The sequence below is a fragment of the Paenibacillus silviterrae genome (genome assembly GCF_030167925.1).
Classification (GTDB): domain Bacteria; phylum Bacillota; class Bacilli; order Paenibacillales; family NBRC-103111; genus Paenibacillus_G; species Paenibacillus_G silviterrae.
The window spans coordinates 4421250-4438527 of the sequence record NZ_JASKUT010000001.1; the positions used below are offsets into that span (position 1 = coordinate 4421250).

12 protein-coding genes, 1 pseudogene and 1 riboswitch are annotated in these 17278 nt (G+C 54.7%); of the genes and pseudogenes, 9 read left to right on the top strand and 4 right to left on the bottom strand.

Annotated elements, in window-relative coordinates; all coding sequences use genetic code 11:
- Positions 1-64 precede the first annotated feature (64 nt).
- Complete coding sequence (locus QMO62_RS20460) at positions 65-1600, bottom strand: hypothetical protein (RefSeq protein ID WP_284643778.1); 1536 nt, start codon at positions 1598-1600, stop codon at positions 65-67.
- 569 nt (positions 1601-2169) lie between these two features.
- Positions 2170-3261 (bottom strand): annotated as a pseudogene (locus tag QMO62_RS20465) (LCP family protein); the annotation flags it as partial.
- A gap of 218 nt (positions 3262-3479) precedes the next feature.
- Between QMO62_RS20465 and QMO62_RS20470 the strand changes: the two are divergent.
- From QMO62_RS20470 to QMO62_RS20505, 8 genes are all read left to right on the top strand, one after another.
- A complete protein-coding gene (locus QMO62_RS20470) occupies positions 3480-4523 on the top strand; it encodes an ABC transporter ATP-binding protein (RefSeq protein ID WP_284643780.1) in 1044 nt (347 codons plus the stop codon).
- The gene (locus tag QMO62_RS20475; RefSeq protein WP_284643782.1) at positions 4516-5310 is read left to right on the top strand and encodes an ABC transporter permease; all 795 of its coding nucleotides are present in this window, start codon (positions 4516-4518) and stop codon (positions 5308-5310) included. Before QMO62_RS20470 ends, QMO62_RS20475 begins: the two co-directional genes overlap by 8 nt.
- Before the next feature lie 4 nt (positions 5311-5314).
- Entirely contained in the window at positions 5315-6100 is a 786-nt protein-coding gene (locus tag QMO62_RS20480; protein ID WP_284643784.1) for an ABC transporter permease, read from the top strand.
- 457 nt (positions 6101-6557) lie between these two features.
- Complete coding sequence (gene bcp / locus QMO62_RS20485) at positions 6558-7028, top strand: thioredoxin-dependent thiol peroxidase (protein ID WP_284643786.1); 471 nt, start codon at positions 6558-6560, stop codon at positions 7026-7028.
- Positions 7029-7151: 123 nt separating this feature from the next.
- Positions 7152-8666 (top strand): polysaccharide deacetylase family protein, encoded by a 1515-nt coding sequence (locus tag QMO62_RS20490; RefSeq protein WP_284643788.1) that lies wholly within the window; start codon positions 7152-7154, stop codon positions 8664-8666.
- Between the two features lie 104 nt (positions 8667-8770).
- Positions 8771-9763, top strand: a complete 993-nt coding sequence (locus QMO62_RS20495) for an AAA family ATPase (protein WP_284643790.1) — start codon at positions 8771-8773, stop codon at positions 9761-9763.
- A 12-nt stretch (positions 9764-9775) separates the two neighbouring features.
- Entirely contained in the window at positions 9776-10984 is a 1209-nt protein-coding gene (locus tag QMO62_RS20500; protein ID WP_284643792.1) for a DUF58 domain-containing protein, read from the top strand.
- Positions 10965-13355 (top strand): transglutaminase-like domain-containing protein, encoded by a 2391-nt coding sequence (locus tag QMO62_RS20505; protein ID WP_284643794.1) that lies wholly within the window; start codon positions 10965-10967, stop codon positions 13353-13355. Before QMO62_RS20500 ends, QMO62_RS20505 begins: the two co-directional genes overlap by 20 nt.
- A gap of 226 nt (positions 13356-13581) precedes the next feature.
- Here the strand turns inward: QMO62_RS20505 and QMO62_RS20510 are convergent, their stop codons facing one another.
- Together QMO62_RS20510 and QMO62_RS20515 are read right to left on the bottom strand one after the other, a co-directional pair.
- Complete coding sequence (locus tag QMO62_RS20510; RefSeq protein WP_348651718.1) at positions 13582-14562, bottom strand: IS3 family transposase; 981 nt, start codon at positions 14560-14562, stop codon at positions 13582-13584.
- Positions 14448-14765 (bottom strand): transposase, encoded by a 318-nt coding sequence (locus tag QMO62_RS20515; protein ID WP_284641113.1) that lies wholly within the window; start codon positions 14763-14765, stop codon positions 14448-14450. Before QMO62_RS20515 ends, QMO62_RS20510 begins: the two co-directional genes overlap by 115 nt.
- Positions 14766-15426: 661 nt before the next feature.
- On the opposite strand from QMO62_RS20515, the gene guaA reads away from it, so the two are divergent.
- On the top strand, positions 15427-16965 hold the full coding sequence (gene guaA / locus QMO62_RS20520) for a glutamine-hydrolyzing GMP synthase (RefSeq protein WP_284644991.1): 1539 nt from the start codon (positions 15427-15429) through the stop codon (positions 16963-16965).
- A 132-nt stretch (positions 16966-17097) separates the two neighbouring features.
- Positions 17098-17198, top strand: a riboswitch (purine riboswitch).
- The last annotated feature ends 80 nt before the right edge of the window (positions 17199-17278 follow it).

Below are 17278 nucleotides of genomic sequence, written 5' to 3' on the forward strand. Positions count from 1 at the left end.
CCTGATAGAAACTTCTTAAGAGAACATTATAGCCATTTTGCGGAGGGAGGTAAACTGACGGCGGTTACTGCTTGCCTGGAAGCTCATGCTTGGACAGGATGTAGATCCACGTGCCGTCACTGCTGGTGCTGAACAGCATATCGCCTTGGTCCAGTCCGGATACGAGCTGCTGAGCTTTGTGGAGGTCCGCATCATAGACAAAGAGACTTCCTTTCGGCGGGACCTTCTTGGCGTTTGCCTCTTCAAAATTGTAGTCCAAGTAGACATACCGGTGCGTCTTGCCCAGCCATATGCCTTGAAACCCGGAAGGGGCCTTCACCCCCTGAACAAGCTTGTCGTTATGATAAAGTCTGTCGGACGTGTCCACAGCATAGACTCCGTCCCCTGAACGGTTCATCTCAGGCTGTTCCTGCTGCTGCCAGCTTCCTTTGTCCCAGGCGTATACGTTCACGGTCCAGTCGAAGTTGGTATTCTTCATTAATAGCGCACGCACTTCCTTGCCATTGTCCGTAAAAGGAACCGGCATCAGCCCGCTGCTCACCATATTTTCCGGAACGGATCCGAGCAGCGCTTGAGGCATCCGTTTCGCGGTTCCGTCGGACAGCTTATATAAGATGAAATCCAAGTTAGCCGTCGTTTCCTTAGTCTCACCTACGGCCATGAGAACATAGTTTCGGTCCTTGCTGAGAGAGGCACCATGAACGTAGCCATCCACTTTAATTTTATGGGTTGTCGTACTGGATGGAACCGTTTGGTTGGTCTCTTCATAGAAAAAGCCGCGCGTATCGGCCACGAATTGCCCTGGACCTTGATACGTAGTGTGTAAAATAACCGGATAATGCACCAGTTCTTTATTTGCGACATCATAGACGGAGTAATGCTTAAGGGAAGGAGCATCACATTCGCAGTACCCGGTTGTACGAGTAGCGATTACGTAATTCGGATCGCCGTCCAGCCTTTGAAACCAATAAGGCTCTGTAAAGCCGCTGACCTTCTCACGTCTCGCCCCGTCGGCAGATACTCGCCATAGCTGTGACGGAGGATCGACAACGGCCTGAAAGGCGGGCACCTTCCCCAAGACGCTGCCGCCGGCGGTAAGCGATCCGCTTACATCGATTTGATAACGGAATAAAGGGTAATCAGGAAGCTTATTGATCACGGGCTCGGCTGTAACATGGAGCGTCCGATCGCCTTCCCACCGATACTGGAGCTTTACGTCGATTTTGACAGCTGCGGGGGAAGAGGAAGCTTCGGGAATAAAAAGCTGCTTCTGAATCGCTTGCTCCACGGAAGCGGTATTCATCGCATCGCCGAAGCGAACCACGAGCTCTTGTTTCCCCGGGGAAACCAAGGTCGTAATGGGCGATTGCAGCCGGGGGTCCGAGCTTAGATGCATGCGAACCTCACCGGAGGGGATGCCATCCGCTTGGGGAGGCTTCAAGGGCTCCACATTGGCATTGGGAGCCGTTGCCCCCGGTTCTGGTTTCGTAACGCCGGAGGGCGCAGGGGGCGTGTCATTCTCACAGGCAGCAAGGAGCAAGCCGCAGAGCAGAAGGATTCGTCCGATGCCTCGTTTCCGATGGGTGATCTTGTTCTCCATGGTTACCAAACCCCTTTATCCTATTCTGCTCTCATAGACGTTGGCGGCTGGCAAAGGTTACAGCGGCTGCAGCCCAATTTATGGGGAATATTGAGGATGCTGCGTAAAATGGATAGCAAGTAGTAATTTTACGGGATAAAAAAGAGGAATGACAGAAGCGGGGGCTCCGGTCATTCCTTATCAACTTATTGTACTGTTTTTCTTGGCACAGGTGCGCCTGGGGTTGCGGGTTCATCGGTATTCGAGCCCGATGCATCCGTGACTCCTCCCGTACCGGTTGCCGTAGACGGGCTGGCCGAACCGGTGTTCGCCGTTTCCGTACGGGTCGGTGTTGGCGTCGGAGCGGCCTTGGTACCATCCGGCGATGTTGCCGCAGTGCCGCCGGTATTCGAATCCGTTCCTGTTTTTGTACCGGTCGAAGCGGTTGGCTTTGTACCGGTGCTTATTCCGCCCCCGGCCGTTCCGGTTACGGATGTACCCGTGCCCGTTGTGCTTGTGCCGGGCTTGGGCGCTGCGTTAGCCGTACTTGTGCTGCCGTTCCCTGCCGTCGGGTTCGCAGTCGTCCCCTTGACGGATGTCGAGCCTGTGCCCGTGCTTGAGCCTGCTTTCGTACTGCCAGTCCCGCTGACCGTACCCAGAGACGGGGTGCTCTTCACGTTAGTGGTCGTCGCCGGCTTCTCGTGAATCGCCATAATCGGATCTTTGCCTTCAAACAAAGCCTTCACGTAGATCTTTAACCGATTCTGATCGACCCCGAGAACTTCGGCGCCGCCGACGCGTTTCTCCACAAGCAGCTCCTGCGGCGGCACTTGCTGACTGACCATCCCCTCGGTTTTCGCTTCATAGCCAAGCGTTCCCAGCTTAAGCATATCCATCGTCGAGAGGTTCGTCTCAATATAAGGATCGATACTGTTTAAAATTTTGGGAAGCCGGATCAGCGAGCCGGTGCTTTGCATTTTCGCGGCGACAGCCTGAAGGAATTTGCGCTGCCGTTCCGTGCGGGAGAAATCACTTAGGGCATCATGACGGAAGCGGACGTATTGCAGCGCCTTTTTGCCATCCAGCGTCTGCAGTCCTTTCTTCAAATCGATATCATATTCCGGACCGTCATAAGCGTCCTTATATTTCATGTCCTTCTCCACATCGATCTCGATACCGCCGATAGCATCAACCAGAGCAACGAAGCCCTTGAAGTCGGTGTACACGTAATATTGAATCGGAATGCCGAGCAGATCGCTTACCGTCTTCATCGCCAGGTTCGCGCCGCCCAAGGCATAAGCGACATTGATCCGGTCCTCGCCGTGATCGGGAATTTTTACATACGTGTCCCGCAAAATCGAGAACAAATACGCCTTCTTCGTAGCAGGATCAATGGAGGCCACCATAATAGAGTCCGAACGCGGCACCTCATTCTTCTTCAAGCCGCGGGAGTCCCCTCCGAGAATCAGAACATTCACACGGTCCTTGCCCTCCCACTTGGGCGGGAGCAAAGACTCTCCATTTTTACTGCTTAGTTGACTGGGCCGGATACTGCCTATCTTCGTCGCGGGGTCCTCTTGAATGTTCTTTGCAAAGTTTAAAAAGGCATATGTATAATAGCCGATTGCAACCAGTACAATGAGTGACAGCGACAGCAATACCCATTTGAGCTTACGTACCATACGGATCCATTCCTTTCCTCCGTGGATTGTGTGTGAGTCGACGGTCGCTTTTCCTTCTCAGGGAGTTCGTGTATCATTACAAAGTAAACGTATTTAGGATTCGATTTTGTTGCAAAAACATGCTGTTTTTCGGCAGGAAACAATTTCATTCTATTATAAATGCTATGCATTCGACACTGCAAGCATCGTCAAAATATGACAGGAGGAGCAAAAGCATTATGCTGGCTATAGATGTAAAGGATTTGCGCAAGGAGTTTAAGGTGCAGAAAAACCGCGAGGGCCTCGGGGGCGCAATCCGCGATCTGTTTAACCGAGAGTATAACCAAGTTACGGCGGTAAAAGACATTAGCTTTCAAATTCCCCAAGGGGAAATATGCGGATATATCGGTGAGAACGGGGCCGGAAAGTCCACGACGATCAAAATGCTGACAGGCATTCTCGTCCCTACCTCAGGACATATCAAGGTAAACGGTTATATCCCCTTTAAGGAGCGGGAGAAATTCGTCCGAGAGATCGGCGTAGTCTTCGGTCAGCGAAGCCAGCTCTGGTGGGACATCGGCGTGATCGAGTCGTTCCAGCTGCTGCGCAAGGTGTACCGTGTTTCGGAGAGCGACTATAAGAGCCGATTGGACGAGCTCGTCGAGCGTCTACAGCTTGGGGAACTGCTTAACCGCCCGGTGCGTAAGCTTAGTCTCGGTCAGCGCATGCGCTGTGAGCTGGCGGCTTCTCTGCTTCACAATCCGCAGATTTTGTTCCTGGACGAGCCGACGATCGGACTGGACATTGTGGTGAAAACGGAAATTCGCGAGTTTCTCAAATCGATGAACCAACGCTTCGGAACGACAATTCTGCTGACAACGCATGACCTTCAGGATATTGAAGCGCTCTGCTCCAGAGTCATTATGCTCGACGACGGCCGTATTATCTATGACGGCGGATTGGAGGAGCTGAAGGCCAAGTGGGGCAAAGGAAAGGAAGTCGTGCTGCAATTCCCTGAGCCCGTGCTGCTGGAGAGACTGCAGGAGCTGACCCGTGGGCTGGAAGTCGCTTGGAGCCTTGAGAATTCGTTAACCGGGAAAGTATGGATCCCACAGCAGGTGAATGTATCCGAGGTGCTCAGCCGCATCGTCGGTGTAATGAACATTGAAGATATCAAGATCGTCGAGACCAACACCGATGATATCGTACGCGAAATTTATAAGTCCGGCACGGCGAATGTGGAACGGCCCAAGCGGGAGCAGGGAGTGGCTGTTCATGCATAAAGCGTACCTGGATATCATTCGGATGCGGTTTCTTATGATGCTTGCCTATCGTGTCAATTATTACAGCGGCATCATTATTTATGCGCTCAACATCGGCGCATACTATTTTCTATGGAAGGCCATTTACGGAGCCAAGGAATTGCTGGGCGGCATGACCCTTACGCAGATGACGACCTACGTGGCCGTCTCGTGGATGGCACGTGCGTTTTATTTCAATAACTTGGACAGAGAGATTGCGAATGAGATAAAGGACGGCAGCGTGGCGATCCAATTCATTCGTCCTTATAACTATATTATTGTAAAAATGATGCAAGGCCTCGGCGAGGGCTTGTTCCGGCTGCTGCTTTTTACCACGCCGGGGATGGTCATTGTGACTCTGCTTTTCCCGGTTCGCCTTCCGACGGATCCCGGTGTGTGGGCAATCTTTCTCGTTATGCTGTTTTTCAGCTTCCTGATCAATTCGCAGATCAACATTATCACCGGGCTGTTCGCCTTCTTCCTGGAAAACAACGAAGGTATGATGCGCATGAAGCGTGTAGCGGTAGACTTGTTCTCGGGTCTCGTCGTACCGATGTCGTTCTTCCCGGGCTGGGCGGAGAGTGTGATGAAGCTGCTGCCGTTCCAAGCCATCACCTATTTGCCGGGCTCCGTTTTTACCGGGAAGGTCGCAGGCGACGCAGCCTACCATGTGCTTGGCATTCAGCTGCTTTGGTTTGCGATTCTGATTATTCCGCTATGGCTCTTGTGGCGCGGCGCGAGAACCCGTTTGTTCGTGCAGGGAGGGTAAGGGTATGTTCTATGCAGGATTGCTGGTAGACTATTTGAAAAATTACATGAAAACGCGGCTTACGTACCGATCCGATTTCTGGATCGAAGTGATGTCCGACTTGCTTTTTAACGTGCTGAACCTGTTCTTCATCTTAATTGTATTCCAGCATACCGCCAGGATCGATGAGTGGACGGAGCAGCAGGTATTGTTTATCTATGGTTATTTTATGGTGCCGTATGGCTTGTTCATTACTTTTTTTAATTTGTGGGGCTTCAGCGAAAAATATATCGTCAAAGGGGAATTGGATCGGATCCTGACCAGACCGGCATACAATTTGATTCAGCTGATATTGGAAAATATGGATCCGTCGTCTCTCTTCAGCGCACTCGTCGGTTTCCTGATTATGGTGTATTCCGGATCGCAGCTCGGTCTTGACCTGATGTGGTACGATCCTTTCGTATTCGTGGCGCTTGTGCTCGGCTCGATCATGATCTACGGAGGCGTCTATATTTTCTTTACGTCGCTTTCCTTCTTCTCGGACTCGCCTACGGGGATTTTGGCGCTGCTCTGGAACCTTCAGAACTACGGGCGGTATCCGATGACGATCTACAACCGTTTGCTCGGCTTTATGCTGACATGGGTTTTGCCGTTCGGTTTCGTCGGGTTCTACCCGGCGGCGTATTTCCTGGATCGGGCGAATTGGGGAATGTTCGCTCTGCTGACGCCCTTGGTGGGACTCGCATTCCTGACGTTCGGTTTAACGGTATGGAATTATGGTGTGAAAAGGTATCGTGGAGCAGGATCCTAGGCGGCGTAAGGAGCAGGCACGGGCTGGGAGAGAATGGACAGTGTTTGTTGGAGTGTGGTATGATGTGGGTATTGAATGACGTATGATAAAAAGGATCATGTGATGCGGGAACATCACATAATCCTCTAGGCAACAAGCTGTGGACACCCGCGGCGCGCAAGCAAAACGAATGTTTACTGGCGAAAACCACCGAAGGGGGCCAATCCTATACGGTGGTTTTTCGCTTGTTTCGCTTTCTACGGATGAGCTTGTACAGCTTACGACCGCTGAACCAAAGGCTCAGGATTGTGGGAAGTACCTTCAGCATCAGATAAAGCGCACCAAGGGTGACCAGAGGAGCATCACCTCCTCGCAAGAGGGCTGCACCGCGGGTCACTCCACCTATTGTTACCATATGGAAATAGTAGCACGAATGTTCGTTTGGGTCCAGGGAATCTTGAAAGGAGCTGCAGCAAGAATGGCACAAGTGGAAGTGGGCAAGCAGGTACCGAACTTTACGCTCCCCGCATCGAATGGGGAAGAGGTATCGCTGGAGCAATATCGGGGTCAGAAGGTCGTGATCTACTTCTACCCTCAGGATAACACGCCGACCTGCACGCAGGAGTCGTGTGATTTTCGCGATTACCATGGGGACTACCGCAAGCTGAATACGGCGGTTCTCGGCATCAGTCCGGACAAGCTGAGCTCGCACGATAAATTTATTGCAAAGTATGAGCTGCCGTTCCTTCTGCTATCCGATACGGAGCTTACGGTGTGCGAGCTGTTCGGGGTATGGAAGCTGAAGAAGCTTTACGGGAGAGAATACATGGGTGTGGAACGCTCCACCTTTCTCATGGATGAGCAAGGGGTGCTGGTGAAGGAATGGCGCAAGATTCGGATCAAAAACCATGTAGCCGATGTGTTGGAGGCTATCAAGGCGCTGCCGTAAGTGAAGATGCAGGGGACCCGGGACGGGTCTCCTTTTCTTTTTCCAAAGATCGGCATACATTCGCATCGTCTCCCATATATTCTAGTAAACCCAAATTGCTAGAGTATACGGAGGGATTGTTCCATGACATCGAAGCTGAAGCTGTTTGTGAAAAATGGAATCCACAAGGCGATTTCCGCCATGCTGTCTGCAGTGCTGCTGCTGTTGATATGCCCGCCATGGCCTGCGCTGGCTGCAGTGTCATCGGAAGCAGAAGATCGGCAGCTCTTCGAGCAGCTTCAGCAGGGGAAGCGGGTCGATGCGGGACGAACCTATCAAACGGCCGAGAAGCCTACCGTTTATTTGACCTTTGATGACGGACCGAGCAAGCTGACGCCGGAGGTCCTGGATATTTTACATAGAGAGCAGGTTAAGGCCACTTTCTTCGTGCTGGGAGAGCAAGTGGAGGCAAGACCGGAGCTGGTGAAGCGGATGGTCAAAGAGGGGCATGCCGTCGGGAATCACAGCTACAACCATGTGTATTCGGAGCTGTATGCCGGCTTCGGCAACTTCTGGCTGCAGCTGCAAAAGGCGGAGGAGGCGATTGTGAAAGCAGCCGGAATAAGACCGCAGCTCGTAAGGGCACCGGGGGGAACCTACGGGAATTTCGACGCCTTCTATTTCTATTATTTGGAGCAGGCAGGGTATGAGGTACATGACTGGAACATTGACAGCGAGGATGCTCGGCGGGCGGGGATGACGGCGGAGGACATCTATGGGACCGTAGCCAAGGGCCCTTTCCGTAAGGAAATGGTGGTGCTTATGCATGATAGCGGAGGTCATGGGGAAACCGTGAAGGCGCTTCCGAGAATCATCAAGCTGTTTAAGGAGAAAGGCTATGAGTTTGCTTCTCTCACCACGGAAGTGAGGCCGATTCAGTTCTCCTCCGGTAAACCGAAGTGGCCGCGGCAGGTGGCTGTGGAATCGTATCAACGGCAGCTCGCCATGGTTCAGGAGCAAACGGAGAAGAGGAAGGAATGGGCGAAAGGAAACGAGGAGACTCCAACAGGGGAAGCGATCCAGCCAAGTGAAGGGGAGAAGGCCAAAGTAGAAGAGAGAAAGCCGGCCGTGGCGCAGCTGAAGCTGCAGTTCGGCGACAAATCGCTGCTGCTGGAGCAGGACCGCTTCCAGCTGGGGGAACAAAGCGTTCAGGTGCCTTTGCGGCAATTAACGGAGATGCTTGGCGGCAAGGTAGAGTGGAGGGACGAGGCGCGCACAGCGGCTGTACGTTTCGGCTTGTATCAGGCGGAGTATGATCTTGGGCGAAGGGAGCTCCGCGTTACAAGACCAGCAGCAGGAATTTTGAGCTTTGGCTTGGGGCTGCATTTCGGCGGGGAAACCAAGAGACTGACGCTTCCCGAAATGGATGTGCGCGAAGGTACCTTGTACGTTCCGCTCCAGAAGACGCTTGAGCTGTTAGGCCATCAGGTGAAGTCCTTTGAGAAAGGGATCGCCGGCGAAGAGGCGCATGTTCGCATGGCCCTGCACAGCAGCTTCGGTGTGAATTGGAACCGGGGGGCGGAGGCGCCGGTGGTGCCGAAGGATAGCGGTTATGTCATGAACCGGGCGGCGGAGTCTGTCACGGCGGCAGGTTTCTAGCTCTAGTAAGTCTAAGCGGCGGGGATTTTGTCCATACTGAAAAATAATAGAATGCAAGACTAGCAGGTCTTGTCGTTCGTAACTCGTTTAGGAGGATTTTCGGTATGCAAAAGCCATCATCCCTGCCGTCATCATCACCATCGGTAGCGCCGCAGCAGGTGCTCGATAGAATCCGATATCAAGTAGAGAAGGTTATCGTAGGAAAAAGAGAGGTTCTTGATCAGCTGCTCATCGCTTTGCTGTGCGGCGGACATGTGTTATTGGAGGATGTGCCGGGCGTAGGCAAAACGATGATTGTGCGCGCTCTTGCCCGGACGATCGATTGTGATTTCAAACGGGTGCAGTGCACGCCCGACCTGCTTCCGTCGGATGTGACCGGTGTCTCTGTCTATAATCAACGATCCGCAGAATTTGAATTTCGGCCGGGTCCGTTGATGGCCCATATGGTGCTGGCGGACGAGCTGAACCGCACCTCCCCCCGTACGCAATCGGCGCTGCTGGAGGCGATGGAGGAGAAGCGGGTCACGGTCGACGGAACGACCTACCCGCTGCCGGAGCCCTTTTTCCTTATGGCTACGCAGAATCCTGCCGATTTTGAAGGGACGTATTCGCTGCCCGAGGCGCAGCTCGACCGCTTCCTGCTGAAGCTCCGCCTAGGCTATCCTACGGCTTCGGAAGAGGCGGACATGCTCGGACGGATGTCGGAGCGGGAGCCGTTAAGCGCCGTAAGAGCGGTCGTGCTGCGGGAGGAGTTTCTGGCGCTGCAAAGGGAAGCCCAGCAAGCCCATGTCGACGAGGCCATTAAGCTGTATATCGTCGCTTTAACCTCTGCCACCCGCCAGCATGCCGAAGTGGCCTTAGGCGCAAGTCCCCGGGCATCCATCGCGCTTATGCGGGCGGCCCAGGCGAAGGCCTTCCTTCTGGGGCGCACCTACGTCATTCCTGATGATGTAAAAAGCTTGGCCGTTGCCGTACTCGCTCATCGTCTGGTCCTGGCGCCGTCAGCCATCCTGGCAGGTCGTACGGCTGAAGAAGTGATGGCCTCGGTAGCCGCGAGCACCGTCGTTCCCATTCGGCGTATAGCGGCCGGACGTTAGGGGGACGGGCCGATGGGTAACTTTCTTCGTATAGGCAGCCTGCTGATCGTGACGGCGGGCGCTCTGTGGCTCGCCATGGATCGTGGCGGACAAACGGCTTGGTTTGTCGTATATTCCCTTGGCTTCCTATGGGCTTACTTGGGGCTTGTCGTCTGGCAATGGCTCGGTCAGGTGCAGGTGGAGGCTCTTTCCGGTACAGGCTCCTGTGTGCGCGGCGAACGGCTGGAGGCCGGCTATGCGGTGCGGTTTGCCCGGCGTCCTGTCTTGGGCACGTGGATCGGGCTGGAGATCATTTGGCTGCACGCCGTGACGGAGGCGTGCCTCGTCATGCGCGACGCGGTGCCGGCCGGCCGCCGCCGCGAGGTGGTGTTCCGCGGACGGATGACGGCTCCGTCGCGCGGCGTGTATGCGCCGGACGCGGTAGTCGTCCGCGCGGGCGATGCCTTCGGCCTGCTGCGCCTCGAGCGCAGGCTGGAGGAGGGGGCGGCGGCACTGTACGTGCTGCCCCGCCCTTGGGCTGCCGCCGCTGCGGCGGCGGGCGAGATCGGCGGCCGCGGCGACGCGCGGCCGGTGGAGGTGCCGCAGGTGAGCGGCACCCGGCCTTATGCGCCAGGCGATCCGCTACGCCGGATCCATTGGCGCAGCAGTGCGCGCACGGGCGAGCTGCGCGCGAAGGAGCTGGAGCAGCCTGCCGCCGGGCGGCTGCTCCTGGTGCTGGACGCGGCCGGAGGCGCCTCAAGCATGGGCTCCGCGGAGGCGGAGCTGAAGCTGGAGGCGGCGGTCGAGGCCGCGGCGGGATTGGCCAAGCAAGCGCTTGAGCTTGGCCGAGGGGTTCGCCTTGCCGTCGCGGACGGGCAAGGCCGGGTGTGGGAGGCGCAGCGCCGGGAGCGCCTCCCGGAGCTGCTGCAGCTGCTGGCCGCGGTGCCGGGCAGCGATGACCGTCCCGTGGGCGGGCTGCTGCTGCGCGAGGCACAGCAGGCTGCCGGAGGGACGGTCACGCTGGTGACGGCACGCGCGGATGCGCAGCTGCCGGAGCTGCTGCGCCGGCTGCCCCGGGGCGCCGCGCAGGTGGTGTACGTGCACGGCCCGGGCGCGGTATCCGGGGCCGTGCACGCCTGGAGGCGGCAGCTGGAAGCTTGCGGCTGCCGCGTTACGCTGCTGACGGCTCCCGAGCCGTCGCCGCCGAAAGGAGCGGGTGTCCATGCTATCGCCGGAGCATAGCTCGCCCCGCCGCTATCGGGCCACCTGGGCCGGCAATGCGACGCTGAGCTTCCTGCTTTTCTCGCTGCTGCTCGAATGGCTGTATCCGCTGCGTCAGCTGTCGCGGGTGACCGAGGTATATATGATCGGTCCCTTTATTGTCGCCTTCGCGCTGCTCCTGCTGGTCGATTCGATGCGTCCGCCGGGCTGGGTCGGCTGGCCGGTCAAGGTACTGCTCCTTGTCAGCGTCACCGCTTACCTGCACGGAGGGGCGCAGGCGCTGCAGCCCGTCTGGTGGGAGATGTGGGCGGCGGATCTGGCACAGGACGGCATTGAAGCCGTGCAGGGCCGCTGGGGCGCTTGGGAGGCGTCCACGAGGACGATGCTGTTTTTGGCCGGTTGGGCCTTCTTTATATCCATTGTTCAAACCTTTGTGCTGGAGCGGCATTATTTGTTCTGGTTCGTATTGCTCACGCTGGGGTATCTCGGCTTCCTGCAGTGGATGTTTGAGCTGGATCTGTGGTATGCGGTGATCCGGACGGTGGGAATCGGGCTGCTGCTGCAGGGCTGGATTCAATCGGGGATCTGGCGGCGATGGTCCGATGAACCGACCTATCAGCGGGAGAATTCGGAAGGTCGCAAGGTCACCGGGGTGCGTGCTCCCCTTTTGCTTGCCCTGGTTTGTGTCATCCTGGGGAGCTTGGGCGGCATGCTGCATCCGGCCGAGATGCGCCCTATGGATATGTCGAAGTCATATCGGGCTTGGGAGCAGTGGGTTACGGGAAAATACGGCAGCCCGGAGGGAGGAGCTTCTCAAGCCAGGACGGGGTACGGTACGGATGATACGCTCTTGGGACAGCCGCTTACCTTGGATGATAAGCAGGCGTTTACCGCGGTAACACCTAGGCTGACCTACTGGCGAGGCGAATCCAAGAGCTACTATACCGGGCACGGCTGGACGGAGCCGGAAGGCGCCCGCGTTCAAAATCTCAATGGAGCCGCCATGGCCAATCCCGAGGACCCGATCCATCGCAGTAAAGAGCTGCTTACACAGGAGATCCGTTTCCATGATCCTCGGTTGGGCCGGCAGTTATTTACCGGCGGAGAAATAATAAGTGTGGATGCGATGAGTACAGCGGAGGGACGTCTCATTGCGGAGGACTGGGTTTGGCTTGGAGGGGAGTCCGGGAAGTATACGGTTCCGTCTATGGTAGACCCGATGATGTCTTATCGGGTTACGGTGTTGACGCCACCGGATGCCGCGGGGGTCCTTCCTTCTTCCGAACCGCTGTCCCCCGAAATGAAGTCGAAGTATCTGCAGCTTCCGGACGGCTTGCCGGAACGCGTTAGGAGCTTGGCCGGGACCATTACGTCGTCCGGCGGGACGCAGCTGGAGAAGACGCAGGCTGTCGTGCGGTACTTGCAGGAAAATTACAAGTACGCTCTGGACGCTTCCCGGATTCCAAAGAGAGACGAAGATCTGGTCGACCGGTTTCTCTTTGAGCAGAAGGCCGGCTATTGCGATCATTTTTCCTCCGCTATGGTCGTGCTCTTGCGTGCATCGGGTGTGCCGGCCCGCTGGGTCAAGGGGTTCGCTCCAGGGGATGTCAGCAACATCGAGCAGAGGGACGGCAATCCGCAATACACGGTTGAAGTGCGTAATAAGGATGCTCATTCTTGGGTGGAGGTGTATTTTCCGTCCTACGGATGGGTTCCGTTCGAGCCGACGCCCGGTTTCTCCGGGGGAGCGTTAACCGGTGACGGAACGCAGGCTTTGACAGCCGTGGCGGCAGCCACCACCAAAGTAAGCTCTACGGCTTCGGCAAACGCTAGTGCCACAGTTGCAGCTAACGGCTCAGAGGGAACTATGGTCCAACGACTAGCCCCGCTTGTCAGGCAGGCAGCCGTGCTTGCTGCAGAAGCTGCCGACAGAGCAATGTTCTACATCGCTTCGCTTGGCAAACGCGATCTTGTCTACGTTATGGCAGGGACGGTGCTGCTGCCGGTGATGGGAATGCTTCTGCTTTTGGCCTTTTCTTGGCGGCATTGGCGGAAGACTGTTGCTGCCGGAGCGGTTCAACTGCAGGGTGACATGGGGCCTCAGCTCTTTTTCGTCAGCTTACGGCACCGGGCGCTTCTCCTTTACGGCGAACGTCTTTGGAAGCGGATTGAACGTACCTATGGGCGCAGTTCGAATACGCAAACCTTGCGGGAATACGCTGCAATGCATGCCGGGCAGGAGGAGTCCTCTCGACAAGCTTGGCTGCATTTTATTCGGCAGCTGGAGGTCTTGCGATACGAGCGGGAGGGAATTCGATGCTCTCAGGTGAATCGGCGCAGCTTATACGAGGCATGGCGGCAGCTGAAACGGTACAAAGCATCTAAAAATTGATCCTGCCGGATTGGGGGAGCCTAGGGCTCCTCTTTTTTTGGTTTTTGGGAATGGGATGTAGATGTATTTCCTGCAGGTAAATTCTAGCCTACTGTAGCTTTCTATGGAATTTGATGCATTATGCACTTCTAATTTCACGTGTTTTGGATAAGGAACGGCCAATTGGGCTGAATACATGTATGTTTGGACCTCTGTCAAGAAAGTAGACACTCCGTTAAGTGAACCCTTAAGCAGCCTTCTTAAAACGCGCAGCAAATTTAACCGGCGATACATAACCGATTGCACTGTGGATTCGCTTACGGTTGTAGAAGAACTCAATATATTGAAAAATGGCTTCATAAGCCTGCTGCTTCGTTTTAAACTTGGTGCGGTAAATAAGCTCCTTCTTTAATATGCTGTGAAATGACTCGATACAAGCGTTGTCATAGCAGTTCCCTTTTCGGCTCATGCTGGCTTTCATTGAGTAAGCCTTCAACTTCTTACGGTATTCATCTGAGGCATACTGTGAACCGCGGTCTGAATGATGGATGAGCCCTTTCCGAGGTTTCTTGGCCTCATAGGCGGCTTGTAACGTGTCTACAACTAAGTCTGTGGTCATTCGATCGTAAAGGCGCCAGCCGACGATCTCACGCGTGCATAAGTCTAAGATGCTGGCAAGGTACAATCGGCCCTCTCGGCAAGGGATGTAGGTAATGTCTGCTACCCAGACCTTCTCTGGCTTCTTCACATCAAATTCCTGATTCAGGATGTTTGGAGCGATAGGCAGATCATGGTTAGAGTCGGTTGTCTGTACCTTAAATTTTCGAGAAACGCACGAACGCAGCCCTAGCTCTTTCATGTAGAGACTGACTGTGCGCTCTGAAATCTTAAACTGTTCAGCCCATAGTAAACGGGTGATCTTGGGGCTGCCATATCTTCCATGAGAGTCGTGAAAATGGTAGGAAATCCGCTCCATCACCTTCGTCTTCCGTTTCTCTCGCTCACTTGCTGTAGCCGTTTGCCACTTGTAAAACCCGCTCCTGGATACCTGCAGCACTTTGCACATCTTCTCCATTCGAAATTCGGAGCGGTGATCTTCAATGAACTGGAACCTTAGTTCTTTTCTTTGCTGAAGATGTGCAGAGCCTTTTTTAAAATGGCCAGCTCCTCCTGGAGATCGGCTATCTCCTGATCTTTTTTCTTGGCTTCGCGTTCTTTTGCTGCCAATTCTTCTTTCATTTGACGAAGCTTTTCCGGGTTGGCTAGCGGCTCATTTTCAAATGAACGGTACTGAGACATCCAGTTGTGGATTGTTCCTGCCGGAATGTTCAGCTCCGCCGCGATTTCCGGCACCGTCTTGGTCTGTTCTTGTACGTATTTGACTGTCTGCTTTTTAAATTCTTCATTGTAACGCTGCCGTTGATCTCCCATGGTGGACACCTCATTGTTCTTTGCTAAGTTAATTATCTAACTTCACTTAACGATGTGTCCACTTTTTATTCTAGCTGCAGTTATGCATCTATTCACCGTGGGAGCAGGGAAATAGGCAATAATAAATGTACATTTTACAGTTAGAAGAAAGGGTCCAATCCAGCCATCCAGCCTCCTCCGGCGCTATCACACCAATCCAGCAGCCCCAGCCTTCCTCCGCCAATCTTACCTATCTCCCCACCACCACGCCCAAAATCTCCTCCACCCTCATCAACCACCCCCCGGATTATCCACCTGTGCACGCCGCCTAATCTCCATATTCCCACATCCATATTTGCTCACTGGAATCGCCATCCTCTCCACATATCCACACGAGGCAGCGACCGCTTCAATCAAGCTTATCCCCATCTCCCATTGTCCTGCACGCAAGTCGGAGTTATCCAGATATCAACAGGAAGAACATACCTTCGTATACTTTTTCCCGGGTGGGCATTGCTGTTTAAGAAGCGGAAGCTTATAATATTGTCTATTGAATTTAGTCATATTGAACGTATATCGCTTTTGGCTCTATACCGCTTCGCATGACCGAAGGGTAACGCAGCGTCTCAGAACGCTAGGCGTTACTCATGGGAAGAACAAATATAAACAAGTGGAGGAAATCATGGACAAGCCGAATGAAATTATTGTGGTGCTCGACTTTGGCGGACAGTACAACCAGTTGATCGCGCGCCGGATCCGGGATATGGGTGTGTATAGTGAGCTCGTACCTTACAACACGCCTGTGGAGAAAATCAAAGCGCTGCAGCCGAAAGGGATCGTCTTCTCTGGTGGTCCGGCCAGTGTGTACGGGGAGAACTCCCCTCTTGTAGATCCTGAAATCTACAACCTGGGTTTGCCGATCCTCGGCATTTGCTACGGCATGCAGATGATGGCGCACCAGCTGCAAGGCAAGGTGGAACGTGCAGGCAAGCGGGAGTACGGCAAGGCTGAAGTGGATTTCAACGATGCCTGCCATCTGGTGCACGGTCTTGACAAGAAGCAAACGGTCTGGATGAGTCACAGCGACCTCGTCGTAAACCTGCCGGAGGGATTCGTGGTGGATGCCAGCACGGAGCATGCTCCGGTAGCGGCGATGAGCCATCCGGAGAAGCGGATGTTTGCGGTACAGTTCCACCCGGAGGTTCGCCATTCGGTCTACGGGAACGAAATGATTCACAACTTCCTCTATCGCATCTGCGGCTGCGAGGGCAACTGGAGCATGGAGACGTGGATTGAGGACACGGTGAAGGACATTCGTGCCGAGGTTGGCCAAGAGAAGGTGCTGTGTGCGCTAAGCGGCGGCGTAGATTCCTCCGTTGTTGCCATGCTGATTCACAAGGCGATCGGGTCCCAGCTGACCTGTATGTTTATCGATCACGGCTTGCTGCGCAAGGGCGAAGCCGAAAGCGTCATGGAAACCTTCGTCGGCAAGTTCGGTCTGACGGTTGTGAAGATCGATGCTCGCGAACGTTTCATGAGCAAGCTCGCGGGTGTCGATGATCCGGAGCAAAAGCGCAAAATTATCGGTAACGAATTTATCCGCGTGTTTGAGGAAGAATCGGCGAAGTTCGACGACTTTGCATTCCTTGCACAAGGTACGCTGTATACGGATATTGTTGAGAGCGGCACGGCAACCGCCCAAACCATCAAGTCGCACCATAATGTCGGCGGCTTGCCGGAGGACATGAAATTTAAGCTGGTAGAGCCTTTGAAGACGCTGTTCAAGGATGAGGTCCGCAAGGTAGGGGAAGAGTGCGGCTTGCCTCCTGAGATCGTATGGCGTCAGCCGTTCCCAGGTCCTGGTCTGGCGATTCGCGTACTGGGCGAGGTAACCGAGGACAAGCTGAAAATCGTTCGCGATTCGGATGCCATCCTGCGCGACGAAATCGCCAAAGCCGGCCTCGACCGCGAGATCTGGCAGTACTTCACGGCGCTGCCGAACATGAAGAGTGTAGGTGTTATGGGCGATGCCCGGACCTATTCCTACACCGTCGGCATTCGCGCGGTGACTTCCATCGACGGGATGACAGCCGACTGGGCACGCATTCCATGGGATGTGCTGGAGAAAATCTCCGTGCGTATTGTGAATGAAGTCGACAACGTCAACCGCGTAGTGTACGATATTACCTCGAAGCCGCCGGCAACGATCGAGTGGGAATAGCGTAACGGACCCAGTCTCTCCGTAAGGAGCGGCTGGGTCTTTCTTTTTCCGAACAGGAAGAGCATGGGAATACACGAATGTTCGGAAAAACTCGTTGACAAATTTCGTCATGACTCTTAGAATAAGTGTTGAAAAATAAGGGAATAACAGTTTCGTATAATCCCGGGAATCGGCCTGGGAGTTTCTACGAGGTCACCGTAAATGATCTGGCTACGAACAAGAAGAAGAATGGTGGACCGCCATGGGGCGTGTGCAGCTTTCTTTTTGCTTGGGGAGCCCAGGGGCATACGAAACCTGGGTTTTTGTCGTTGTT